24 protein-coding genes are annotated in these 23,135 nt (G+C 63.6%); 8 read left to right on the forward strand and 16 right to left on the reverse strand.

All coding sequences use genetic code 11. The features are described 5' to 3' along the window. Genes AZ34_RS17525 through AZ34_RS03945 form a run of 5 tightly spaced genes read right to left on the reverse strand, consistent with a single transcriptional unit; the run spans position 1 to position 5,254 of the window. On the reverse strand, positions 1 to 561 hold the full coding sequence (locus tag AZ34_RS17525; protein WP_081767069.1) for an acyloxyacyl hydrolase: 561 nt from the start codon (positions 559 to 561) through the stop codon (positions 1 to 3). Positions 562 to 600: 39 nt separating this feature from the next. Further along, positions 601 to 1,095, reverse strand: coding sequence for an LPS assembly lipoprotein LptE (lptE, locus tag AZ34_RS03930; protein WP_231495454.1), 495 nt, complete (start codon positions 1,093 to 1,095; stop codon positions 601 to 603). A gap of 57 nt (positions 1,096 to 1,152) precedes the next feature. After that, positions 1,153 to 3,876 carry a leucine--tRNA ligase gene (gene leuS / locus AZ34_RS03935; RefSeq protein WP_035605012.1) on the reverse strand — a complete coding sequence of 908 codons (2,724 nt, stop codon included), beginning with the start codon at positions 3,874 to 3,876 and terminating at the stop codon, positions 1,153 to 1,155. 17 nt (positions 3,877 to 3,893) lie between these two features. After that, entirely contained in the window at positions 3,894 to 4,736 is an 843-nt protein-coding gene (gene dapB / locus AZ34_RS03940) for a 4-hydroxy-tetrahydrodipicolinate reductase (RefSeq protein WP_035605015.1), read from the reverse strand. Then, positions 4,733 to 5,254 (reverse strand): outer membrane protein assembly factor BamE, encoded by a 522-nt coding sequence (locus tag AZ34_RS03945; RefSeq protein WP_081767296.1) that lies wholly within the window; start codon positions 5,252 to 5,254, stop codon positions 4,733 to 4,735. Before AZ34_RS03945 ends, dapB begins: the two co-directional genes overlap by 4 nt. A 150-nt stretch (positions 5,255 to 5,404) precedes the next feature. Between AZ34_RS03945 and fur the strand changes: the two genes are divergently transcribed. Continuing rightward, on the forward strand, positions 5,405 to 5,836 hold the full coding sequence (fur, locus tag AZ34_RS03950; RefSeq protein ID WP_035605018.1) for a ferric iron uptake transcriptional regulator: 432 nt from the start codon (positions 5,405 to 5,407) through the stop codon (positions 5,834 to 5,836). Between the two features lie 42 nt (positions 5,837 to 5,878). Here fur and hprK read toward each other — a convergent pair whose 3' ends face one another. From hprK to hpf, 3 genes are all read right to left on the reverse strand, one after another. Further along, positions 5,879 to 6,823: an HPr(Ser) kinase/phosphatase gene (gene hprK / locus AZ34_RS03955; protein WP_035605020.1), complete on the reverse strand. Its 945-nt coding sequence runs from the start codon at positions 6,821 to 6,823 to the stop codon at positions 5,879 to 5,881. 52 nt (positions 6,824 to 6,875) lie between these two features. Beyond that, a complete protein-coding gene (locus AZ34_RS03960) occupies positions 6,876 to 7,361 on the reverse strand; it encodes a PTS sugar transporter subunit IIA (protein ID WP_035605023.1) in 486 nt (161 codons plus the stop codon). 119 nt (positions 7,362 to 7,480) lie between these two features. Next, positions 7,481 to 7,813: a ribosome hibernation-promoting factor, HPF/YfiA family gene (gene hpf / locus AZ34_RS03965; RefSeq protein WP_035605027.1), complete on the reverse strand. Its 333-nt coding sequence runs from the start codon at positions 7,811 to 7,813 to the stop codon at positions 7,481 to 7,483. Between the two features lie 308 nt (positions 7,814 to 8,121). Between hpf and corA the strand changes: the two genes are divergently transcribed. The 3 genes from corA (at position 8,122) to AZ34_RS03980 (ending at position 11,580) form a co-directional block, all read left to right on the forward strand. After that, complete coding sequence (corA, locus tag AZ34_RS03970) at positions 8,122 to 9,111, forward strand: magnesium/cobalt transporter CorA (RefSeq protein ID WP_035605030.1); 990 nt, start codon at positions 8,122 to 8,124, stop codon at positions 9,109 to 9,111. Beyond that, positions 9,108 to 9,872 (forward strand): hypothetical protein, encoded by a 765-nt coding sequence (locus AZ34_RS03975; protein ID WP_155831716.1) that lies wholly within the window; start codon positions 9,108 to 9,110, stop codon positions 9,870 to 9,872. The genes corA and AZ34_RS03975 overlap by 4 nt, the downstream gene beginning before the upstream one ends. Before the next feature lie 271 nt (positions 9,873 to 10,143). Further along, positions 10,144 to 11,580, forward strand: coding sequence for a mannose-1-phosphate guanylyltransferase/mannose-6-phosphate isomerase (locus AZ34_RS03980; RefSeq protein ID WP_035605036.1), 1,437 nt, complete (start codon positions 10,144 to 10,146; stop codon positions 11,578 to 11,580). Positions 11,581 to 11,586: 6 nt separating this feature from the next. On the opposite strand, the gene AZ34_RS03985 is transcribed toward AZ34_RS03980, so the two are convergent. The 4 genes from AZ34_RS03985 to AZ34_RS04000 form a co-directional block, all read right to left on the reverse strand. Further along, a complete protein-coding gene (locus tag AZ34_RS03985; protein WP_035605039.1) occupies positions 11,587 to 12,279 on the reverse strand; it encodes a 5'-methylthioadenosine/adenosylhomocysteine nucleosidase in 693 nt (230 codons plus the stop codon). An 87-nt stretch (positions 12,280 to 12,366) separates the two neighbouring features. Further along, complete coding sequence (locus AZ34_RS03990; RefSeq protein ID WP_035605042.1) at positions 12,367 to 14,040, reverse strand: long-chain-fatty-acid--CoA ligase; 1,674 nt, start codon at positions 14,038 to 14,040, stop codon at positions 12,367 to 12,369. 101 nt (positions 14,041 to 14,141) lie between these two features. After that, entirely contained in the window at positions 14,142 to 15,563 is a 1,422-nt protein-coding gene (gene pntB / locus AZ34_RS03995; protein ID WP_035605045.1) for a Re/Si-specific NAD(P)(+) transhydrogenase subunit beta, read from the reverse strand. Positions 15,564 to 15,584: 21 nt separating this feature from the next. Next, positions 15,585 to 17,204, reverse strand: coding sequence for a Re/Si-specific NAD(P)(+) transhydrogenase subunit alpha (locus tag AZ34_RS04000; protein ID WP_051509516.1), 1,620 nt, complete (start codon positions 17,202 to 17,204; stop codon positions 15,585 to 15,587). Between the two features lie 150 nt (positions 17,205 to 17,354). Here AZ34_RS04000 and AZ34_RS04005 point away from each other — a divergent pair, with 150 nt between their 5' ends. Both AZ34_RS04005 and mnmA read left to right on the forward strand, forming a co-directional pair. Further along, positions 17,355 to 17,843 carry an NUDIX hydrolase gene (locus AZ34_RS04005; RefSeq protein ID WP_035605048.1) on the forward strand — a complete coding sequence of 163 codons (489 nt, stop codon included), beginning with the start codon at positions 17,355 to 17,357 and terminating at the stop codon, positions 17,841 to 17,843. Between the two features lie 74 nt (positions 17,844 to 17,917). After that, the gene (gene mnmA, locus AZ34_RS04010; protein ID WP_035605050.1) at positions 17,918 to 19,078 is read left to right on the forward strand and encodes a tRNA 2-thiouridine(34) synthase MnmA; all 1,161 of its coding nucleotides are present in this window, start codon (positions 17,918 to 17,920) and stop codon (positions 19,076 to 19,078) included. 63 nt (positions 19,079 to 19,141) lie between these two features. On the opposite strand, the gene AZ34_RS04015 is transcribed toward mnmA, so the two are convergent. From AZ34_RS04015 to AZ34_RS04030, 4 genes are read right to left on the reverse strand one after another with little or no spacing between them, the layout of a single operon-like run. Then, entirely contained in the window at positions 19,142 to 19,453 is a 312-nt protein-coding gene (locus tag AZ34_RS04015; RefSeq protein WP_035605052.1) for a DUF1840 domain-containing protein, read from the reverse strand. A gap of 56 nt (positions 19,454 to 19,509) precedes the next feature. Next, entirely contained in the window at positions 19,510 to 19,764 is a 255-nt protein-coding gene (locus AZ34_RS04020; RefSeq protein WP_035605055.1) for an acyl-CoA-binding protein, read from the reverse strand. Next, entirely contained in the window at positions 19,739 to 20,500 is a 762-nt protein-coding gene (locus tag AZ34_RS04025; protein ID WP_081767070.1) for a TetR/AcrR family transcriptional regulator, read from the reverse strand. Before AZ34_RS04025 ends, AZ34_RS04020 begins: the two co-directional genes overlap by 26 nt. A gap of 15 nt (positions 20,501 to 20,515) precedes the next feature. After that, positions 20,516 to 21,040 (reverse strand): phasin family protein, encoded by a 525-nt coding sequence (locus AZ34_RS04030; RefSeq protein ID WP_051509517.1) that lies wholly within the window; start codon positions 21,038 to 21,040, stop codon positions 20,516 to 20,518. A gap of 100 nt (positions 21,041 to 21,140) precedes the next feature. Between AZ34_RS04030 and rfbB the strand changes: the two genes are divergently transcribed. Together rfbB and rfbD are read left to right on the forward strand one after the other, a co-directional pair. Then, the gene (rfbB, locus tag AZ34_RS04035; RefSeq protein ID WP_035605058.1) at positions 21,141 to 22,208 is read left to right on the forward strand and encodes a dTDP-glucose 4,6-dehydratase; all 1,068 of its coding nucleotides are present in this window, start codon (positions 21,141 to 21,143) and stop codon (positions 22,206 to 22,208) included. 17 nt (positions 22,209 to 22,225) lie between these two features. Further along, positions 22,226 to 23,125 (forward strand): dTDP-4-dehydrorhamnose reductase, encoded by a 900-nt coding sequence (gene rfbD, locus AZ34_RS04040; RefSeq protein ID WP_035605061.1) that lies wholly within the window; start codon positions 22,226 to 22,228, stop codon positions 23,123 to 23,125. Positions 23,126 to 23,135 lie beyond the last annotated feature (10 nt).

Below are 23,135 nucleotides of genomic sequence, written 5' to 3' on the forward strand. Positions count from 1 at the left end.
TCAGAAGTTTTTGATCAACCCCAGACCCACGAAGTTGTAGGCCTTGTTGACGGGCGTGATGTCGCCGTTGGAGAAATGCCGCCAGTAAAGTTCCATGCTGTAGTCGTTATCGAAGCGATAGCCCAGGAACAGTTTTTCGCCGAAGGTGAAGGCCGAGTCGACACGCCCGTCGGTGCTGCGTTCCTTGATGTAGATGCCCAGGCCCAGGCCCGCGTAGAAACGCTCGAAGTTGGGTACAAGCAGGAATTCCTGCATCAGTCCGAAGACCACTTGCGTTTTGTCTTGGCCCACGATTTGCGCGACATGGATCGATGAGCGCGCGGGCAGACGGAAAAAAGTCGACGGTTGTGCGTACTGCAATTCGACCACGCCCAGGTCTTCCTGGACTTGCAAGGTGCTGCCCATGCGGGACACGGCGCCCGTCCCGGTGGAGCCGCCCGCATAAAGCCCGAACTGGTTTTGCTTCTCCCCGAACATGGGGTTGTCCACCGGACTGTCCGCCAGCGCAGGGCTAAGCAGGCAAGGCAGCAGCACAAGGGGGGCTAAGCAGCTTTTCAGCATTCTTGTCAATTTCGAATTCCGTCTCGTGGTGCCGCAGCTTCACTCCTGCGGCGGTTCCTGCATGGACTCGGCATCCAAGGCAGCGAGGCGACGCACGATCTGCTGCACCAGCGCGACCTGCATGTTGCGGTAGAGCGCGGCTTCCTCCGCTTCCTTGGCCAGCGCCAGGGTTTCGTCGTAGCTCAAGGTGCGCTGCTGCGTCAGCGTGGTCTCGGGAATGATGCTCCTGCCCTGGGGCGTGCGCAGGCTGAACTTCAGGGTCAGTTGTAATTGGAATTCGCGCGCCTGGCCCGCGATGGTGCCGCCCAGAAGGGTTTTCTTGCGCTGCTCGCCATACACGTCCAGGACCACCTGCGCGTCATGGGCCTTGGCGGGCGCCGTCATGTAGACCAGGGGACCGCTGCCGGGCAGTTGGCGTTGCAATTCCATGCCCAATGGCGAGTACGGCGAGGTGCTGCTGTACAGGCTGGCAAAAGGATAGTTGGCGTTGGCGCGCAGGCCAAAGCCGCACGCCGCGAGGGTCGCTGCCAGCAACAGACATGCGAATCGCGCCGTGCGTGTCAATTGCGGTATGGGTCCGTACATGTGCTACTAGACCACGACGTTGACCAGGCGACCTGGCACGACGATGACTTTTTTCGCCGGCTTGCCTTCCGCGAACTTGGCGAAGTCGGGCGAGGCCAGCGCCGCAGCTTCGATGACTTCCTTGCTCGCGCTCGCTGCCACGCGCAGCGCACCGCGCAGCTTGCCGTTGACTTGCAACATCAGGTCCACCTCGTCCTGGCGCAGGGCGTGGTCATCCACCTTGGGCCAGGACGCGTCCAGCAGGCCGCCAAACTGAGCGGCATAACCCAGCTCTTCCCACAGCACGTGGGTGATGTGGGGCGTGGCGGGGTAGAGGCAGCGCAAGAGGATGCCGAAACCTTCGATCAGCGCCACTTCCGCGCCCGCGCTGCCTTGCCCCTTGAAGCTTTCCAGGGCATTGAGCATCTTCATCACGCCCGAAACCACGGTGTTGTACTGCATGCGCAGGTAGTCGTAGTCCACCTGCTTGAGCACGCTGTGCACTTCGAAGCGCAGGGCCTTGGCCTGCGGGCTGAATGCCACATCGTTCAGCGATTGCTTGCCGGCTACGCTGGCTTCTGCGGCGCTCTTGTCCAGGGTCGCCAGCTTGACCCCCAAGGCCCAGACGCGCTTGAGGAAGCGGTGACTGCCCTCGACTGCGGTGTCGTTCCACTCCAGCGTGGCCTCGGGCGGCGCGGCGAACATGGTGTAGAGGCGCGCCGTGTCGGCGCCGTACTTCTCGATCAGGTCCTGGGGGTCCACGCCATTGTTCTTGGACTTGGACATGGTGCCCACGCCTTCGTAATCGATGGGTGTGCCCGCGGGCAGCGTCACTCCACCACTTTCCACGGCGTTCTTGAGCTTGGCGCCGATGATCTTGCCGGTCGCGTCGAGCACATGCTCCACGTCATGGGGCCAGAAGTACTCCTTGCCGCCCTTGTCGGTGCGACGCGAGTAGATGTGGTTGAGCACCATGCCTTGCGTGAGCAGGTGGGTGAAGGGCTCGTCGATCTTGACCAGACCCAGGTCACGCATCACCTTGGTCCAGAAGCGCGCGTACAGCAGGTGCAGGATGGCGTGTTCGATGCCTCCGATGTACTGGTTCATCGGCATCCAGTAGTCGGCGCCGTCCGCGACCATTTTCTCGGCGTTGGCCGGGTCGCAGTAGCGCATGAAGTACCAGGAGCTGTCCACGAAGGTGTCCATGGTGTCCGTCTCGCGACGCGCGGGCTTGCCGCAGACAGGGCACACCACGCCAGCGTGGAATCCTTCGTGCTTGTGCAGCGGATTGCCAGAGCCATCTGGCACGCAGTCCTGCGGCAGCACCACGGGCAGGTCCTGCTCGGGCACCGGCACGGCGCCGTGCTCCTCGCAGTGGATGATGGGGATGGGCGTGCCCCAGTAGCGCTGGCGGCTGACGCCCCAGTCGCGCAGGCGCCAGGTGGTTTTCTTCTCGCCCAGACCTTTGGTCCCGAGCAGTTCGGCCACCTTGTCAACGGCGGCCTTGTGGCCCAGGCCATCCAACACGCCGCTGTGGACACAGACGCCTTTTTGCTTGTCGCCATACCACTCGGCCCAGGCCTCGGTAGAGAAGGTCGCGCCTTCAACTTCGATCACTTGCTTGATCGGAATCCCGTATTTCTTGGCGAAGGCAAAGTCACGCTCGTCGTGCGCGGGCACGCCCATGACAGCGCCGTCGCCGTAACTCATGAGCACGTAGTTGCCGACCCAGACCTCGACCTTCTCACCCGTGAGCGGGTGCGTGACGAACAGGCCGGTAGGCAAGCCTTCCTTTTCCTTGAGTGCGAGCTCGGCTTCGGTGGTGCCGCCCTTCTTGCAGTCCTCGATGAAGGCGGCGAGTTTGGCGTTGCCCTGGGCGGCGTGCGTGGCCAGCGGATGCTCGGGCGCGACGGCGCAGAAGGTCACGCCCATGATGGTGTCGGCGCGGGTGGTGAAAACGTACAGATTGCCGCCTTGGATGAGGTTGCCGTCAGCGCCCTTGATCTCGTGCGGGAAGGCGAAGCGCACCCCCTCGCTCTTGCCGATCCAGTTTTCCTGCATCAGCCGCACCTTGTCCGGCCAGCCGGTCAGCGTGGCCTTGGGGTTACCGAGCTGTACTTGGTCCAGCAACTCTTCGGCGTAGTCGGTGATTTTGAGGTAATAACCCGGGATCTCGCGTTTCTCGACCAGGGCACCGGTGCGCCACCCGCGCCCGTCGATGACCTGCTCATTGGCCAGCACAGTCTGGTCCACCGGGTCCCAGTTCACAACCTGGGTCTTGCGGTAGGCGATGCCCTTCTCGAGCATCTTGAGGAAGAGCCATTGGTTCCACTTGTAGTACGTGGGGTCGCAAGTGGCAACCTCGCGGCTCCAGTCGATGGCCAGGCCCATGGCCTGCATCTGCCCCTTCATGTAGGCGATGTTCTCGTAGGTCCACTTGGCCGGCGGCACACCGTTCTTGAGCGCCGCGTTCTCGGCCGGCAGGCCGAAGGCGTCCCAGCCCATGGGCATGAGCACGTTGTAGCCCTTCATGCGCAGGTTGCGCGCCAGCATGTCGTTGATCGTGTAGTTGCGCACATGGCCCATGTGCAGCTTGCCGCTGGGGTAGGGCAGCATGGAGCAGGCGTAGAACTTCGGTTTGGGCTGACCTTGTGCATCCAGCGCGTTTTCCGTCACGCGGTAGGCGTCCTGCGCGAGCCAGTCGATCCGCGCGTCGTGTTCGACTTCGAGAGGCGAGTATTTTTCTTGCATGGTGCTGATGGAGAGACTTATTTCAGGCCGAGCACGTCGAACATGTCGTACAGGCCGTTTTGCTTGTCGGCGAGGAAACCCACGGCGCGCAGGCTGCCCTGGGCGTAGGTGGCGCGGCTCGCGGATTTGTGTGTGATCTCGATGCGTTCACCCGTGCCCGCGAAGAGCACGGTGTGGTCGCCCACGATGTCGCCGCCGCGGATGGTCGAGAAGCCGATGGTGGACGGATCGCGTTCCCCCGTGTGACCATAGCGTTCATAGACCGCGCAATCCTTCAGATCGCGGCCCAGGGCCTCGGCGATGACCTCGCCCATCTTGAGCGCGGTGCCGCTGGGCGCATCGACCTTGTGGCGATGGTGGGCTTCGATGATCTCGATGTCGTAGCCCGTGGACAGGGCTTGGGCGGCCATGGCCAGCAGCTTCAGGGTGACGTTGACGCCCACGCTCATATTGGGCGCGAGCACGATGGGGATGTCCCGGGCTGCCGCGGAGATCTCGGCCTTCTGAGCTTCGTTGAAGCCCGTGGTGCCGATGACCAGGGCCACGCCCAGTTCCCGACAGACCGCGAGGTGCGCCAGCGTGCCTTCGGGGCGCGTGAAGTCGATCAGCGTGCCGGCATTCTGCAGACCGGAGCGCAGATCGGCGGTGATGGTCACGCCGCTGGCCTGGCCGAGGAAGGCCGTGGCTTCCTGACCCAGGGCAGTGCTGTGGGCGTGGTCCAGCGCCCCAGCCAGTTCAAAGGCGTCGTCCGCCTGGACGGCTTCGATCAGCATGCGGCCCATGCGGCCGGAAGCGCCGGCCACGGCGATACGGCGGCGGCGCAGGCCGGAAGGCGAGGGAAGAGAAGTGGAGAGGCTCATGACTGGGGCGTGGATTCCAGGGGCGGATAGCTGCTGGGCAGAGGGGGCACGGGCGGGGGGGGCGCGGCGGGCGCGGGCGGCGGGAAGTCGGCGAGGTCCTGTTCATCGGCCTGCAGCAGAGGAACCCGTTTGGTGACGGGTTTGCTCAGGCTGGCGGCGAACTCGGCTTCGCTGGGAAGCTCCGCATCGCTTTCAAAGCGCTCCAGACGATCGTCCTGGAAAAAGACCGTGAGCCGGCGCGCTTGCGGCGCCACACCTTGTTGCTTGATGGTGAAGACATAGTCCCAGCGCTGGGCGTGGAACAGGTCGGCGACCAGCGGAGTGCCCAGGATGTCACGCACCTGGATGCGGCTCATGCCCGGGCGCAGCACGCCAAGCTGCTCTCGCGTGATCACATTGCCTTGCACAACGGTGGGGCGGTAGGGTGCGCAGGCTGCGAGCACAAGCGTGGCGCCGACCGCGCAAGTCAGTGTGGCGATGAAAGCCGCGCGATGAAGGCGGCGTAATGTGTGGAGCATGGGAAAAATGCGTGCGACGGGAAGGGTGGGGCGCGACAGTGACGGGTGGAAACCCGGCACCGAGCTGCCAGGAGCGGCGAACGCGCTATCATCAACCATTGTATTTTCTCTCATCCTGCCCACGAAATCCCTCAGTCCAGGAGCCTGCCCATGAGCACCATCGACGAACTCAAGAGCACCGGTCTGAAAGCGACCCTGCCCCGCCTGAAGGTGCTGGAGATTTTTCAGAAGGGTAAGCAAAGGCACATGAGCGCGGAAGACGTGTTCCGCGTGCTGCTGGACGAGCATTCGGACGTGGGCCTGGCGACCGTTTACCGGGTGCTGACACAGTTCGAGCAGGCCGGCATCCTGATCCGCAGCAATTTCGAGGGTGGCAAAGCCATCTACGAGCTGAACGAAGGCCATCACCACGACCACTTCATCTGCACCAAATGCGGCAAGGTCGAGGAGTTCTACGACGAACAGATCGAGACCCGGCAAAAGGCCATCGCCAAGGAAAAGGGGTGGCTGCTGCAGGAGCACACCATGTCGCTCTATGGCTTGTGTGCCGACTGCGCCAAGGGCGCTCAGCTGCAACGCTGATTCGTTTCGCCTTCTTCTTCTTCCCGCTGATGGGACGTACGCTTAGCCGCCCATGGCCTTGCGGTGCCGCTCTGTGAATTCCTTGTAGGTGTCGATGCCGCGCAGTTGCAGGATGGTGTTGCGCACCGCAGCCTCCACCAGCACCGCCAAGTTGCGCCCAGCCACCACCTGGATGATGGCCTTGCGCACCGGAATGCCCAGCACGTCCTGTCGCAGCGGCTCAGACGGGATGCGCTCGTAGTCTCGCTCCATCGTCTCCTTGCGCACCAGGTGCACGATGAGCTTGAGCCGCATTCGGCGGCGCACGGCGGTCTCACCGAAGATGGCCTTGATGTCGAGCAGGCCGATGCCGCGAACCTCCAGCAGGTTGCGCAGTAGCTCCGGGCAGCGGCCTTCGATGGTGTCCTGGTTCACGCGGTAGAGGTCCACCGCGTCGTCGGCGACCAGACCATGCCCGCGCGAGATCAGTTCCAGGCCGAGCTCACTCTTGCCCAAGCCCGATTCGCCAGTGATCAGCACGCCCAGGCCCAAGATGTCCATGAACACGCCGTGCATGGACGCGCGGTCCGCGAAGTGTCGAGACAGGTAGCTGCGCAGCACGTCGATCACGTAGGCGGACGATTCGGGCGAGGCGAACATCGGGATGTTTGCGTTTTCGCAGAAGTCCACCAGAGCCTTGGGCGCGGGCTGGCTGTCGGCCAGCACCAGCACCGGGGGCTCCAACGTGGTGATACGCGCCACCCGGCGCGCGCAATCTTCGTGCGTGCCGCGGGTCAAATAGGCGATTTCACGTTCACCCATGACCTGCACACGGTAGGGGTGGATGTAGTTGAGGTAACCCACCAGGTCCGCGCCCGAGCGGGCGGCCCGCACGGCCACCTCATCGAAGCGGCGTTCTGACGCTCCCAGACCGGCCACCCATTCCCACTTGAGCCGGCCACGGAACTCTTCAAACAGCACTTCGGCGCTGACAACGGTGGGCCTCATGGCGCTCCTTCAAGGGTGTGGGGGACGACGGCCTGCGCGGTTCGGCGCGGCGCTATGCGGAGAGGGACTGCGCGGAGCTTTGCGACGAACGCCAGCCGGCGATCAGCGCATGGAGCGACGTATCGTCGCCGTCGGCCGTGAGCTGTTCGCGCAGCGTGGTGTCGCTGAGCATCTCGGCGATTTCGGAGAGGATTTCCAGGTGCTTTTGCGTCGCGGCCTCGGGCACCAGCAGCACGATGAACAGACCCACCGGAAGGGCATCGGGCGCATCGAAGACGATAGGGTGCGTCAATCGCAGCACGGCGGCCAGGGGGGTCTTCAGTCCCTTGATGCGACCATGCGGTATGGCCACGCCATGACCCAAGCCGGTGGAGCCCAGGCGCTCCCGTGCGAACAGGCTGTCAGCCACCAGGGCCCGGTTCAGACCGTGCAGGTTCTCGAACAGCAGGCCTACTTCCTCGAACACCCGCTTCTTGCTGGTGGCTTCAACGCGCGTGAGCACTTGCGCGGCGGGCAGGATGACGGCGAGACGGTTCATGGGAGCGCTGATTATGCATAAGTAAGCGCTTTGGCCGCCGGTCATGAAAAAGCGCCTGTATCTGCATACAGGCGCTGGCTTGTGGAGCGCCCATCGGACGCCATCGCGGGACGAGTCGCTTATTGCAAGAGGTGTTTGGCGGGAGCGGCATGGTGGCTTTGCAGCCTGTCCTTGTGGCGTACCACCTGGCGGTCCAGCTTGTCCATCAATTCATCCACGGCGGCGTAGAGGTCCGCGTGCGTGCTCTCAGCGAAGAGATCATTGCCCTTGACGTGGATATTGCATTCGGCGCGCTGACGCCGTTCCTTTTCCTTTTGCTTTTCCACGCTCAGAAGCACCTTGATGTCGACAAGCTGGTCGAAGTGGCGCGTGATGCGGTCCAACTTGCTGGTGACATAGTTGCGCAGGGCCGGAGTGACATCGAGATGATGGCCGCTGATCGTCAAATTCATGGACGCCTCCATAGTCTTGAATGAAGAGAAAGCGCCGTACCCGGCAACCCCGAGATCGATCCCTTGCGACGCCGCTGAATGATCGGGGCTGCACGGCTGCGGACGAATTCACTATGCGCCCGACCTTGCTGAAATGCAATGCCTTTTCCCGTCGAATCATCCTGTTTTTTTATTCATGCGCGTGCGTGAAATTTGTCTCATTGCAGAATGCTGAAAGCGGCTTCATCTGTCGCGAGCACAATGCGCCGCGCCATGGTGCGGTGCGATAATCGAGCGCATTTCCTTCAACGTTTCCCGTCGCAGGCGCCATGCTCAACATCTTCACGCTCGTTAATGGCCGCTTGTTTCAGGAAGAGATCGAATCGCTGGAGGAACTGTCGCGATTCCAGCCCATCTGGGTCGACTTGGAGGCGCCCACGCTCGAGGAAAAACGCTGGGTCAAGCAGTATTACGGCCTCTCGATTCCCGAGGACGCGATGGACGAGGACATCGAGGAATCGGCCCGTTTCTATGAAGAAGACAACGGTGACCTGCACATCCGCAGCGATTTCCTGATCACCGACGAAGATCAGCCGCGCTCGGTGCGTGCGGCCTTCATCCTGAATCTCGCGAATGACCAGCTCAAGAGCAAGGGCGTGCTGTTCTCCATCCACGACGAAGACCTTCCCGTGTTCCGCCTGCTGCGCATGCGTGCGCGCCGCGCGCCGGGACTGATCGCCGACGCCCGGGAGGTGTTGCTCAAGCTCTTCGATGCCGACGTGGAGTACTGTGCGGATCGCCTGGAAAGTGTGTACGACGAACTGGAGAAAGCCAGCAAGCTGGTGTTGTCCGGCGAAGTCACCGATGAGCTGGCTGGCGCGGTGCTTGCGGCCATCGCGCGGCAGGAGGACTTGAATGGGCGCATCCGTCGCAACGCGATGGACACGCGCCGCGCCGTCAGCTTCATGATGCGCAGCCGCATGCTGGGCGCGGAGCAGTTTGAAGAGGCGCGACAGATCATGCGTGACATCGATTCGCTCGACGGCCATACCGCCTTCCTGTTCGACAAGATCAACTTCCTGATGGACGCGACCGTCGGCTTCATCAACATCAATCAGAACAAGATCATCAAGATTTTTTCCGTGGCCAGCGTGGCCTTCCTGCCGCCAACCATGATCGCCAGTCTCTACGGCATGAATTTCGAGCACATGCCCGAGCTGAGCCAGCCTTGGGGTTATCCATTCGCCCTGGGTTTGATGATCCTTAGCGCGGTGGTGCCCATGGTCTATTTCCACAAGAAAGGGTGGTTGCGACGATGAAAAAAAAGTTTCTGAAACAGGGTGTTCGACGCGGCATGCTGCTGGTCGGCATGGCCGTCCTGGCTTCGAGCGCACAGGCGGCAGGCGGACACCACGCGGTGGATGACGCCACGATCCTGGCACCCCGAGCCTGCGTGGCCGATGCGTGGGTGGGCGACAGTGCCACCACGTTGCTGCACCTGGGGGCGTCCTGTGGCGTCGGGCCGGTGGAGGTCGGCCTGTCGGCCGAGCATGAGCGCTCGCTCAACTCCGACTCTGACTACCCCTCTCAGACGGGCCTGGGCCTGGGGCTCAAATGGGCGCATGCCGTCGATCCCGAAGTGGGGCTGGGGCTGTCCTATGAGCTGGGGCTGGACGCGCGTCCTTTCCCGCCCGAGTACGCGCTGAGTTCCTTCAACGGATTGTTCACCTGGACGCCTTCGTGGTCGGCACGACGTGAGTACGCCCTGCATCTCAACATCGGAACCGACATCGTCGATGGCAGGAATGGGGGTGGCGACGAGGACTATTCCCGCTGGGGCGTGGCCCTGGAATGGACGCCGGACGGCGCGCGACTGCCCGCCATGATGACGGACATGGGGCAATGGTCCTTCATAGGAGAGCGTTTCCGCCGTTTCGAGGCCGACTACCTGCGCCTGGGTTTGCGCATTGGCGTTGGTCGCAATGGCAACATCGACATCAGTCGCCAGCAGGGCGTCAGTGGCACCGACGAAGGCGGGCGGTGGTTCTTCGGCGTGACGATGCCGCTCGAAATTCGCTGAGCGCAGTTCCACCACTTCTGGCCGGCTCGTCCCGAGCGAGGTCAAAGCACCGTCGGGTTTTGCGTACGATTTCCCGATCACCAGCAGGCGCTTGTACTTCCTCGGCAGGAAGTCGGTCGATAGGCCGTCCGAACCCAAGGCGGCACTGTCCGCTGCCTGCCGATGCCGGAATCATCGGGCGTGGCAAGGAGGGGCCAACCTTTTTGTCAAGTATCCGTTCGGCTAGCTGGCGCAGGCGTTGAGCTGAGGATGAGCTGCGAGAATTCGCGCCATGAACAACGTCACGCCGGTGATTCTCTGCGGTGGCTCGGGAACCCGGCTGTGGCCGTTGTCACGCGCGGGGTTTCCCAAGCAGTTCCTTGTTCTGACTGGAACCAGCAGCCTCTTCCAGCAAGCAGTGCAGCGTGTGCAAGCGGCGGGTTCCGATGTTGCGTTGGGAGCGACTCTGGTCGTCACCAACGAAGAGCACCGTTTTCTGGCACTGAATCAATTGAGGGAACTGCCGGATGTAACCACCACCTTCTTGTTGGAACCCGCGGGACGCAACACGGCGCCAGCCTTGACCCTGGCCGCCTTGCAGGCCACCGAGGACGGTGGTGATCCCATCCTGGTCGTCACTCCGGCCGACCAGACCGTGGGGGACGAGGTCGCATACGCGCAGGCTTTGCAGACCGCGCTGAACGGCGCCGCCGATGGCGCCATCGTCATCCTGGGCGTGACGCCTGATCGCCCTGAAACCGGCTACGGCTACATCCTGGCCGAGGGCGCCACCATCGGCGCTGTGTGCGACGTTCGTGCCTTTGTGGAAAAACCGGACCTTCCCACGGCCCAGGGGTATCTGACCCACGGGGGCTATTACTGGAATGCCGGTATGTTCGTGCTCCGGGCCAGCACATGGTTGCAGGCGCTGACGCGTTTTCGACCCGACATGGCGCAGGCGGCGCGCGCAGCCTGGCAGGACAGGACGGTTGACGCCGCTTTTGTCCGCCCGGGCAAGGAAGGCTTTGCCGCAGTTCCCGCTGAATCCATCGATTACGCCGTCATCGAAAAATGTCCGGGTTCGGATATCCCCATCCTCATGGTTCCCTTGCTCGCGGGATGGAGTGATCTGGGGGGCTGGGAGTCGGTCTGGCAGGTGAGCGCGCAGGACGCCGCTGGCAATGTGCTGCGAGGCGACGTTGTCGTCGCCGATACATGCAATACCTTGATCCACGCCAGCAGTCGCCTGGTCGGTGTGGTGGGAGTGGACAATCTGGTCATCGTCGAAACGGCGGACGCCATACTCGTGGCTGACCGCGGCAAGAGCCAGGATGTCAAGAAGCTCGTGCTGGCGCTGGACCAGTGCAAGCGCGAGGAACAAGCCCTGCACCGCAAGGTGCACCGTCCCTGGGGCTGGTATGACAGCGTGGACGCGGGCGAGCGCTTCAAGGTCAAGCGCATCATGGTCAATCCAGGGGCATCCTTGAGCTTGCAGATGCACTACCACCGCGCCGAGCACTGGATCGTGGTCACCGGAACCGCCGAAGTCACCTGTGGTGAAAAGAAAATTCTGCTGAGCGAGAACCAGTCGACCTACATTGCGCTGGGAGAGACGCATCGCCTATCCAATCCTGGCAAGGTGCCGCTGGAGATCATCGAGGTGCAAAGCGGCAGCTACCTCGGTGAGGACGACATTGTTCGCTTTGAAGACACCTACGGCCGTACTTGACGCCGGTCAGACCAGCAGCGCCTGCACGATGGCCGCCGAATAGCGGCTGGCGGTTTCATCGATGAATTGCTGAAAATCGCCATGCGCTGCATCGTCGGCGCGGTCCGAAATCGTTCGCACGGCGGCGTAGGGCAGGCCGTAGTCCAGGCAGACCTGGGCGACGGCGGCACCTTCCATCTCGACCGCCAGTGCATCGGGCAGCGCTGCGCGCAAACTTGCGCTGTCGGCGGCGCTGGCGACGAAACGGTCGCCGCTGACCACGAGGCCACGGTGCAGGCCGGCTTGTGGCAGCGCCCGCTGAACGGCTCGTGCCAGGCGCTCGCTCCAGCTTGGATCGGTGGGAAAACGGGCGCGTCCGTACAGTGGGGCCTCGAAGCGCGGGAACAGCGGCGAGGCATCCATGTCGTGTTGAAGGAACTCCTGGGCCACAACCACGTCGCCGCGCCGCACGCCCTCGGCCAACCCGCCGGCCACTCCGGTGAAGAGGATGGCGTCGACTTGGTAGCGCTCGGCCAGCACGGCGGCCGTCGCCGCCGCCGCGACCTTGCCGATGCGGGCCTGCACCGCCACGACTTCGTGGCCGTGCAGGCGACCCCGCCAGAACTCGCGCCCGGCCACTTGCTCCGACACACCGTCCTCGATGTTCGCGAGCACGGCGGCGAGTTCCTCGCGCATGGCGGAGACGATGGCGAGCTTCACCGGATCATGCTCACCTGTAGCTTCGGTCCGCTGCGCTTAACTGGGCGATGCCAAGTTGGCCTACACCGCAAAGCATGATTCTCTGGGTCATGCTTTGTCCCGCAGCTCGCGCCGCAGGATCTTGCCCACCGGGGTCTTGGGCAGCTCGGTGCGGAACTCGATGACCTTGGGGCGCTTGTAGCCCGTCAGGTTCTCGCGGCAGTAGGCCTGCACTTGTTCCTGCGTCAGGGCCGGGTCGCGCTTGACGATCACCAGCTTCACGGCTTCACCGCTTTCCTCGTTGGGCACGCCCACGGCGGCGACTTCCAGCACGCCAGGCATGCGCGCCACCACGTCCTCAACTTCGTTCGGGTAGACGTTGAAGCCGCTGACCAGGATCATGTCCTTCTTGCGGTCCACGATCTTGAAGTAGCCCTTCTCGTCCATGACGCCGATGTCGCCGCTCTTGAACCAGCCGTCGGAGGTCATGACCTTGGCGGTCTCATCCGGGCGCTGCCAGTAGCCGGCCATCACTTGCGGGCCCTTGATGGCGATCTCGCCGGGCTGGCCCTGGGGCACGTCGCGGCCATCGTCGTCGATGATCTTCATGTACGTGGAGGGCAGCGGCACGCCAATGGTGCCGGTGAACTCCTTGTTCGTCACCGGGTTGCAGCTCGTCGAGGGGCTGGTTTCCGACAGGCCGTAACCCTCCACGATGGGGCATTGCGTCTGCTTCAGCCATTTGTCGGCCACGGCGCTCTGCACGGACATGCCGCCGCCCAAGGACACCTTGAGGTTGCTCCAGTCCACCGTGTGGAAATCGGGGTGGTTGACCAGGCCGTTGAAGAGGGTGTTGACGGCGGGGAAGCTGTGGAAGGTGTGCTTGCTGAGTTCCTTCAGCACGGCGGGCAGGTCACGCGGGTTGGGGATGAGGATGAGCTTGCTGCCATTGCGCAGGCTGAGCATCATGCCCACGGTGAAGGCGAAGATGTGGTACAGCGGCAGCGCGCACACGCCCGTGGGTTGTTCGTTCGCCGGTACCTTGCTCATGACCGGCGCGTTCCACAACTCGGACTGCAGCGCGTTGGCGATGACGTTGCGGTGCAGCAGCACCGCGCCCTTGCTCACGCCCGTGGTGCCGCCCGTGTATTGCAGTACGGCGACGTCATCCGGCTTCAGGTCGGGCTGGTTCAAGGTCTTGCGCGCGCCCTGAGCCAGGGCCTCGTTGAAGCGCACCGCAGTCGGCAGCTCGAAGGGCGGCACCAGCTTCTTGACCTTGCGCACCACCAGGTTCACGATGTGGCCCTTGAGGCCGATCAGATCACCCATGGCGGCCAGCACCACATGCTTGACGGGGGTGTTGGCGATGCACTTCTGCAGCGTGGCGGCGAAGTTCTCGATGATGACGATGGCTTTTGATCCGCTGTCCTTGAGCTGATGCTCAAGCTCGCGCGCGGTGTAGAGCGGGTTGACGTTCACGACGACGTAACCAGCGCGCAGGATGGCGGCCACGGTCACCGGGTATTGCGGCACGTTGGGCATCATGATCGCGACGCGATCGCCCTTGGCCAGGCCCAGACCTTGTAAGTAGGCGGCGAAGGCGCGGCTCAGCCGGTCGGTGTCCGCATAGCTCAGTTCCTTGCCCAGGAAGCTGTAAGCGGGGCGGTCCGCGTACTTACGGAAGCTCTCCTCCAGCAAGGCCACCAGCGAGCTGTAAGGCAGTGGCGGCAGGTCGTGCGGCACGCCTTCGGGATAGCTTTTAAGCCAGATGCGATCGCTCATGTCTTGTCTCCTGTGTTGTCGGTTCTAACGATAGCGGAACAAAAAGACCGTGCTGGAAATTCCAGCACGGTCGTGCTTTTTCCGTCGCGGAATTATGCCCGTCAAATTTTCAGGGCGACCAGCACTTCGTCCAACATCTTCTTCGCATCTCCGAAAAGCATGCGGTTATTTTCCTTGTAGAACAGGGGGTTATCCACGCCGGCATATCCCGAAGCCATGGAGCGCTTCATGACGATGGAGGTGCGGGCCTTCCAGACTTCGAGCACCGGCATGCCGGCGATGGGGCTGGTCGGATCGTCCTGGGCGGCCGGGTTCACGATGTCGTTGGCGCCGATGACCATGGCCACGTCGGTGTCCGGGAAGTCCTCATTGATCTCGTCCATCTCCATCACGATGTCGTAAGGCACCTTGGCCTCGGCCAGCAGCACGTTCATGTGGCCCGGCATGCGGCCCGCCACGGGATGGATGCCGAAGCGCACGGTCACACCCTTGTCGCGCAGGGTCTTGGTGATCTCGTTGACCGTGTGCTGGGCCTGGGCCACCGCCATGCCATAGCCCGGCACGATGATCACGCTCTTGGCTTCGCGCAGCAGCTCGGCGGTCTCCGTGGCCGTCACCGGCACGACCTCACCTTGCGGCTCGGCGCTGACCCCTGCATTGCCCTTCTTGGCCGGGGCACTGGCACCGGAGCCGAAGCCGCCAGCGATGACGCTGATGAAGTTGCGGTTCATCGCGTTACACATGATGTAGGACAGGATGGCGCCCGAGGAGCCCACCAGCGCGCCGGTCACGATCAGCAGGTCGTTGCTCAGCATGAAGCCGGTGGCCGCGGCGGCCCAGCCCGAGTAGCTGTTCAGCATGGACACCACCACGGGCATGTCGGCGCCGCCGATGGCCATCACCATGTGCACGCCGAACAGCAGGGCGATGACGGTCATCACGATCAGCGGCGTCATGCCCTCGGTCACCGTGGGCGCGTGGATGAACTCACGACCGAACCAGATCACCACCAGCAGGGCCACGAGGTTGAGCCAGTGGCGCGCGGGCAGCAGCAGCGGCTTGCCGCCGATCTTGCCGTTGAGCTTGCCGAAGGCAATCAACGAGCCCGAGAAGGTGACCGCGCCGATCAGGATGCCGATGTAGATCTCCACTTCGTGGATGACCTTTTCCGCGTCTTGGTATTGGATCGAGGTGTCGACATAGCTGGCGAAACCGACCAGGCAGGCGGCCAGGCCGACCAGGCTGTGCATCAGCGCGACCAACTCGGGCATCTGCGTCATCTTCACGACCTTGGCCGCGTAGAGACCGATGCCACCGCCGATCAGCAGTGCGATGATGATCCAGGCGATGCCGTCGGTGCTCACGCGTGGACCAAAGATGGTCGCCAGCACGGCCAGCGCCATGCCGATGATGCCGAACAGATTGCCGCGACGCGAGGTTTCCGGGTTGGACAGGCCGCCGAGGCTGAGGATGAAAAGAATCGCGGCGCCGAGATAGGCCACCGTGGCGAGACTGAGTGACATGGTCGTTCTTCCTTCTTGTTCTTATTTGCGGAACATGGCGAGCATGCGGCGCGTGACGGCGAAACCGCCAAACATGTTGATGGCCGTCAGCACGATGCCGGCGAAGGCCAGCCAGCGGATCAACTCGTCGGGTCGGCCGGCCGTGCCTGCCTCAGGCGGCGCGATCTGCACCAGTGCCCCGATGGCGATGATGCTGGAGATGGCGTTGGTCACGCTCATCAGCGGCGTGTGCAGCGCGGGCGTGACGTTCCAGACCACCATGTAGCCGATGAAGCAGGCCAGCACGAAGACCGTGAAGTGACCCAGGAAGGCGGTCGGCGCATAGGCACCGATGAACCAGAAGGCCAGCGCGGCGACGGCGAAGAGGGTGGCCAGGGTCTTGGCGGGCAGCGGGCCCGTGCTGCCGTGACCATGACCGCCTTTCTTCTCAGCCACGGGCGCCGCAGTCGGCTTGGGCGCGGGCGCGGCAGCGGCTTTCAGGGGGGGCGCGGGCCAGGTGACCGCGCCGTCCTTGATGACCGTCAGGCCGCGAATGGCGTCGTCGTCCATGTTGACGTTGGCGACGCCGTCCTTGGCCTTGCAGAGTTCTTCCGTGAGGCGCAGCAGGTTGGTCGCGTACAGCGTGGACGACTGCTTGGCCAGGCGCGAGGCCAGGTCGGTGTAGCCCACGATGGTCACGCCGTGCTTGACGACAGACTGGCCCGGCTCGGTCAGCTCGCAGTTGCCGCCCTGCTCGGCGGCCATGTCCACGATCACGCTGCCCGGCTTCATGGACTTGACCATCTCGGCCGTGATCAGCTTGGGCGCGGGCTTGCCCGGGATCAGCGCGGTGGTGATGATGATGTCGACCTCCTTGGCCTGCTGCGCGTACATGGCACGCTGCGCGGCCTGGAAGCCCTCGCTCATGACCTTGGCGTAGCCGCCGCCGCCTGAGCCTTCTTCTTCGTAGTCAACCTTGACGAACTCACCGCCCAGCGAGATGACCTGGTCGGCCACTTCGGCACGGGTGTCATTGGCGCGCACGATCGCACCCAGGTTGGCGGCCGTGCCGATGGCCGAGAGACCGGCCACGCCGGCACCGGCGATGAAAACCTTGGCCGGTGGCACCTTGCCCGCGGCCGTGATCTGGCCGTTGAAGAAACGCCCGAAGGCATTGGCCGCCTCAATGACGGCGCGGTAGCCGCTGACACCGGCCATGGAGGTCAGCGCGTCCATCTTCTGGGCGCGCGAGAGGGTGCGGGGCAAGCAGTCGATGGCCAGCACCGTGGCCTTGCGCGCGGCCAATTGCTGCATCAACTCGGGGTTCTGAGCGGGCCAGACGAAGCCGATCAGCGTCCCGCCCTCGCGCAACAGGCCGACCTCGGCCGAGGTCGGCGGACGCACCTTGAACACGATGTCGGAAGCCGCCCACAGCGCCGTGGCACCGCCGATGACTTCGGCGCCTGCGGCGCGGTAGGCCTCATCGCTGAAGTTCGCGGCTTCGCCCGCCCCGGACTCGACCGCGACCTTGAAGCCGAGCTTGATGAGTTTTTCCACCACCTCGGGCGCGGTGGCGACGCGCTTTTCGCCAGGGAAGGTCTCCCGCGGCACGCCAATGCGCTGCGCCGCCGGAGCCGCCGAGGCTGTCGAACCAGCTTGCATGAAAATCTCCTGGATAGTTTTGAAACCTGTGGCGCGGCCGCGTGCTCTAGGTCAGGCGCCGCCTTTCGGGCGGCAAGCTTACCCGAGAAACTCATGCCACCCTGGAATAAACGCTATGGCGTTCCCAGGCGTTTCATAGAATTCCGTCCCATGAGCAACCGTTGGAATCCCAGCGTCACCGTGGCGGCCGTCATCGAGCGCGACGGCCGTTACCTGCTGGTGGAAGAGGAGACGCCCGAGGGCCTGCGCCTGAACAACCCGGCCGGGCACCTGGAGCCGGGCGAGTCACCGCTGGAGGGCTGCGTGCGTGAGGCGCTGGAGGAAACCACCCACCGCTTCACGCCGACCCACTTGCTGGGCGTCTACCTCTCGCGCTTCCAGCGCCAGCGTCCGGGCGAGGCGGCGCAGGACATCACCTACCTGCGCTTCGCTTACACGGGCGAACTGGGCGAGACCGTGGCCGGACGGGTGCTCGACACCGGCATCCTGCGCACGCTCTGGCTCACGCCCGACGAGGTGCGCGCCAGCCAGGATCGCCACCGCAGCCCCCTGGTGCTGCGTTGCATGGAAGACCATTTGCGCGGCCAACGCCATCCACTGGATGCCGTTTACACGGACCCCTCCGTTTTCCAGCCTTGAGGGGGCTTCCGAGGTGCGGCGCCAAATCCACAACGCGGCGCGAATCGGGATGACTGGGGATAATCCCAAGCATCATGGGCAAGTCGAACAAAGGTCAGCGGGTGGTGGTGGGTTTGAGCGGGGGCGTGGACTCCGCAGTCAGCGCCTGGCTGCTCAAAAAGCAGGGCTACGACGTGGTCGGCATCTTCATGAAGAACTGGGAAGATGACGATGACAACGAGTATTGCTCCTCCAACATCGACTTCGTGGACGCCGCCGCCGTGGCGGACGTGATCGGCATCGAAATCGAGCATGTCAACTTCGCCGCCGAGTACAAGGACCGTGTCTTCGCCGAGTTCCTGCGCGAATACCAGGCCGGGCGCACGCCCAATCCGGACGTGCTGTGCAACGCCGAGATCAAGTTCAAGGCCTTCCTCGACCACGCCATGCGCTTGGGCGCAGAGAAGATCGCCACCGGTCACTACGCACGGGTGCGTCTCAATGAACAGACGGGCAAGCACGAGCTGCTCAAGGGCCTGGACCCGTCCAAGGACCAGAGTTATTTCCTGCACCGCCTGAACCAGGCGCAGCTGAGCAAGACACTGTTTCCCGTGGGTGAGTTGCACAAGAGCGAGGTGCGCCGCATCGCGGAAGAAATCGGCCTGCCGAACGCCAAGAAGAAGGACTCCACCGGCATTTGCTTCATCGGCGAGCGGCCTTTCCGTGAGTTCCTGAACCGCTACATCCAGAAGGAGCCCGGTCCCATCAAGGACGGCACGCCGCTGCCCGGCAGTCAGGGTTTTGAACGCGCGCACGGCCGCGTGATCGGTAAGCATGTGGGCCTGAGCTTCTATACCCTGGGTCAACGCCAGGGTCTGGGTATCGGGGGCATCAAGGAAAAAGGGGCGCAGAGAGGCGGGGGCGAGCACGCGCCCTGGTTCGTTGCGCGCAAGGACATGGAAAAAAACCAGCTGTGGGTGGTGCAGGGCCACGACCATCCGCTGCTGCAAAGCCGTCAACTGCAGGCGCTGGACGCCAGCTGGATCGCGGGCGAGCCGCCCGTGCCCGGTCAGATGAACGCCAAGGCGCGCTACCGGCAGGCCGACGCAGCCTGCACGCTGGACGGGGTGGAAGACGCGCGTTTCAGCCTGCGTTTCCCCGAAGCCCAGTGGGCCGTGACGCCGGGGCAGAGCGCGGTCTTGTACGACGGCGATGTCTGCCTGGGCGGCGGCATCATCAACAAGGCTCAAGCCTGAGCGGTTTGGGCGATTGCCAAGGTTGCGCCGCCAGGCGAGCGCAATGGCGCCCCGGGTTGGGTGCTAGACGCCCCAGACCACGTCGGCATCTGCTGCCAGGCTGTGGCGCAGCATGTCGATGAAGGGCGCGGCCCGCTGGCGCAGGCTCACCGCCTGCTCGGAACCGTCTTCTTCCTCGGCCTGCGCTTCGGTGGCTTCCTGCTCTTCGCGCAGGATCGCGGTCTCCAGCGCCGTGATGGCCGCCGGCATGTCGCCGGGGCGCAGGATGCCGCGCCGGTCTTCACCATGCTTGCCGATGATCTGCAGAATGCGCCGCCCCTGCGGCTCCAGCATCAGCAGGTCGGAAGCAGCGCGGGACTGGAATTTGTAGAGCATGGTGTGCAGTCGGTAAAGCGGCGCGCCTCGCGGGTTAGGGCGCAGGGCCGCTGGGTTCAGCTCAGGGAGTCGATCAGATCGATGTATTCCTGCATGGCCACATCGGCGCTCTTGCCCTTGTGCGCATTCCAGGCGTCCCACTTGGCGCGGGCCACCATGTCGGTGAAGCTCGGGCGCGAACCGGTCGCGTCGCCCTCGGTGGCCTGCTTGTAGAGGGAATAGATCTTGAGCAGGGTGGCGTTGTCGGGGCGCTCGTCCAGTTCCTTGGACTGGGCGATGGCAGCTTCAAACTGTTTTTTCAGGTCGCTCATGGCGGGTTTCCACGTTCAGGGTTTGGTGTGCCCGAGGCGGGGCGGCTTCGGGCTGGTAAGCGCGCAGCAGATGCCGCAGCAGGGGCTGTTGCGCCGGGACCAGATAGGGTAACAGCAATGCCAGGGACTGCGCCGTTGCCCGCAGCACGGCGTTTTGCAACTGCTCCGGTTCCAGCGCCCGTCGGGGGTCGAGCGCGTAGTCGTGGCTCAGTCCATGGCTGAGCAGCACGCTCTGGGTGCTGGCCAACTGGTCGAGCTGCGCCGCGAAGTCCGATGCTGCTTCGGGGCCGTCGGCCAGTTGGCTGGGCTCCAGTGCGCCATGCGCCTGCAGGCTGTCCAGCAACTGGCGCAAGGCGGCGGCCTGCGCCAGCAGCACTTGGCGCATGCCTTGCTCCAGGTGGCGGTTGCGCTGCAGCAGGAGACTTAGGTCGCGGTACAGAAACCGGCAGTCCCAGATGCGTTCGGCCAGGCTGTGCGTGAAGAACCAGGCATCTTCCGCGTCGCGCGCGTCCGAGGCGGCGGTCAGCAGGGGAGACAAGGCCTCAAGGTGCTGGTCGAACAAGGCGTTGACCAAGCCGTCCTTGCTGGGATGGTGGTAGTGCAGATTGCCCGCGCTGATGCCCATCTCGGCCGCGATCTGACCTATGGATACCTGCGGTTCTCCATAACGGTTGAACAGTGCCAGCGCGGTTTCCAGGATGCGCTCGGCCGTGCGGCGCGGAGCTTTGCGGGTCATCGGAGCGGCCCGAATTCAGCGGGGTTTTCTGGCGGCTGTCTTGCGGGCGGGCGCCTTGCGCGCGGCGCTTTTGGCCGTCGGCACGGCTTTCTTGCGGGTCGTGGCCGTGGTCGTGGTCGTGGGTGGGCGTGTCGCCCGCCGGGGCGAGGCAGCGCCAGCTTCGGGCTGTGCCTCGAGCTCGGCCTCCAGCCGCGCGATGCGGTCCTTCAGCGCCTGCAGTTCCTGCGCCGTCGGCAGGCCCAGCCGTTGCAGGGTGCGGGCCACGCGCTCCTCGAACAGGCCTTCGAGCTTGTTCCATTGCTGGCCCAGGTTGTCGCTGAGCTTGTCGCCGAAGTTCTCGCCCAGCTTCTGGTTGAAAGCCGCCTGGGCTTTTTCCGCCACCGAGCCGGCCATGGCCTGGGTGCGGCGCTGCATGGCCAGCCCTTCCTGCACCAGCGCATCCAGCACCTGGCTGCCCTGGGCCTGGGCGCGGGCAAGCGCGTCCAGGCCGCCTTGCCAGATCTGGCGGGCGGTTTCGTCGAAATCAGGGGGTTTTTTCATGATGTCTCCTCGGCGGGTATTCACTGTAAGGTTTCAGAGAGGGAAGCACCAGAGGAGCTGCGATAATCTGAGCGGTCAAAAATATCGAGGGATGGCTGGAATGATTCTGGTGACAGGCGGGGCGGGTTTCATCGGCTCCAATTTCGTGCTGGACTGGTTGGGGACGGATCACGGGTATCGCGACGAGCCGGTGCTCAACCTAGATAAGCTCACCTACGCGGGCAATCTGGAAAATCTTGCTTCCCTGCAAAGTAACACGCAACATGTGTTTGTGCAGGGTGACATCGGCGACAGCGCCTTGCTGGCCCGCCTGCTGGTCGAGCACCGACCGCGCGCCATCATCAACTTCGCGGCCGAGTCCCATGTGGACCGCTCCATCCACGGCCCCGGAGATTTCATCCAGACCAATATCGTCGGCACCTTTCGCCTGCTGGAGGCGGTCCGGGCGTATTGGAATGGCCTGGAAGAGCCTGCCCGATCGGCCTTTCGCTTCCTCCATGTCTCCACCGACGAGGTCTATGGTTCCTTGGCGGCGCAAGACCCGGCCTTCACCGAGTCGCACAGGTACGAACCCAACAGCCCTTATTCCGCCAGCAAGGCCGCGAGCGACCACCTGGTGCGTGCCTACCACCACACCTACGGCCTGCCGGTGCTCACGACCAATTGTTCCAACAACTATGGCCCCTACCACTTTCCCGAGAAGCTGATCCCGCTGATGATCGTCAACGCCTTGGCCGGCAAGCCGCTGCCGGTCTACGGCGATGGCATGCAAGTGCGCGACTGGCTCTATGTTCGGGACCATTGCAGCGCGATCCGCGAGGTGCTGGCCCGCGGCCGGGTGGGTGAGACTTACAACGTTGGTGGCTGGAACGAAAAGGCCAATATCGACATTGTGAAAACCCTCTGCGGTCTGTTGGATGGGCTGCGCCCGCGCGGTGACGGCAAGAGCTATGCGGAGCAAATCACTTACGTCAAGGATCGGCCAGGCCATGACCGGCGTTACGCCATTGACGCTCGCAAGCTGGAGCGGGAACTGGGCTGGAAGCCTGCCGAGACGTTCGAGACAGGGATCTTGAAGACCGTCCAGTGGTATCTGCAGAACCCCGATTGGGTGGCCCATGTGCAATCTGGTGCCTATCGGGACTGGGTGCAGAAGCAGTACGCCTGACGTAGGCGTCGCCAAGGATGAAAATTCTTCTGTTCGGCAAGAACGGCCAAATCGGCTGGGAGCTACAGCGCAGTTTGGCGCCCTTGGGTGATGTGGTTGCGTTGGACCGTCAGGGCGCCAATGGTCTTTGCGGTGATTTGAGCGATCTGAAGGGCTTGGAGCGCACCGTTCGGGAGGTGCGGCCTGACGTGATCGTCAATGCCGCGGCCTATACCGCCGTGGACAAAGCCGAGAGCGAGGCTGCTCTGGCGACTTGTGTCAATGGGTTGGCGCCTGGCGTTCTGGCGAGCACGGCGGCAAGCACGAATGCATTGCTGGTGCACTACAGCACCGACTATGTGTTTGATGGAAGCGGCGACCGTCCGTGGGAGGAAGGTGGGCCTACTGGCCCGTTGTCAGTCTATGGTCGAACCAAGCTGGAAGGCGAGCAAGCCATACAGGCCAGTGGTTGCCGCCATCTGGTTTTCCGTACCAGTTGGGTCTATGCCGCGCGGGGTGGCAACTTCGCCAAAACCATGCTGCGCCTCGCCACTGAGCGGGACGAGATCAAGGTCATCCTCGACCAGATTGGCGCGCCCACAGGGGCCGATCTGCTTGCCGACGCGACGGCGCACGCAGTGCGCCAGTGCGCAAGGCAACAGGCTCCGGAAATCCTGGGGCTCTATCACCTCACCGCCGCGGGCGAGACCAGTTGGTTTGACTACGCGCGCTTCGTGCTCAACCACGCGCAAGGCCAGGGCAAGGTACTCAAGGTGGCTGCTCAGCAAGTGCAGGCCATTCCTAGCAGTGCCTATCCCACGCCTGCGCGCCGTCCGCAAAATTCCCGACTGAATTGCGAACGCCTGCAACAGGCGTTCAGTTTGACATTACCGCATTGGCAGGTCGGCGTGGCCCGCATGTTGGACGAAATACTTTAAGCAAAAGGCA

Source organism: Hylemonella gracilis str. Niagara R, from assembly GCF_000600295.1.
GTDB classification, from domain to species: domain Bacteria; phylum Pseudomonadota; class Gammaproteobacteria; order Burkholderiales; family Burkholderiaceae_C; genus Hylemonella; species Hylemonella gracilis_A.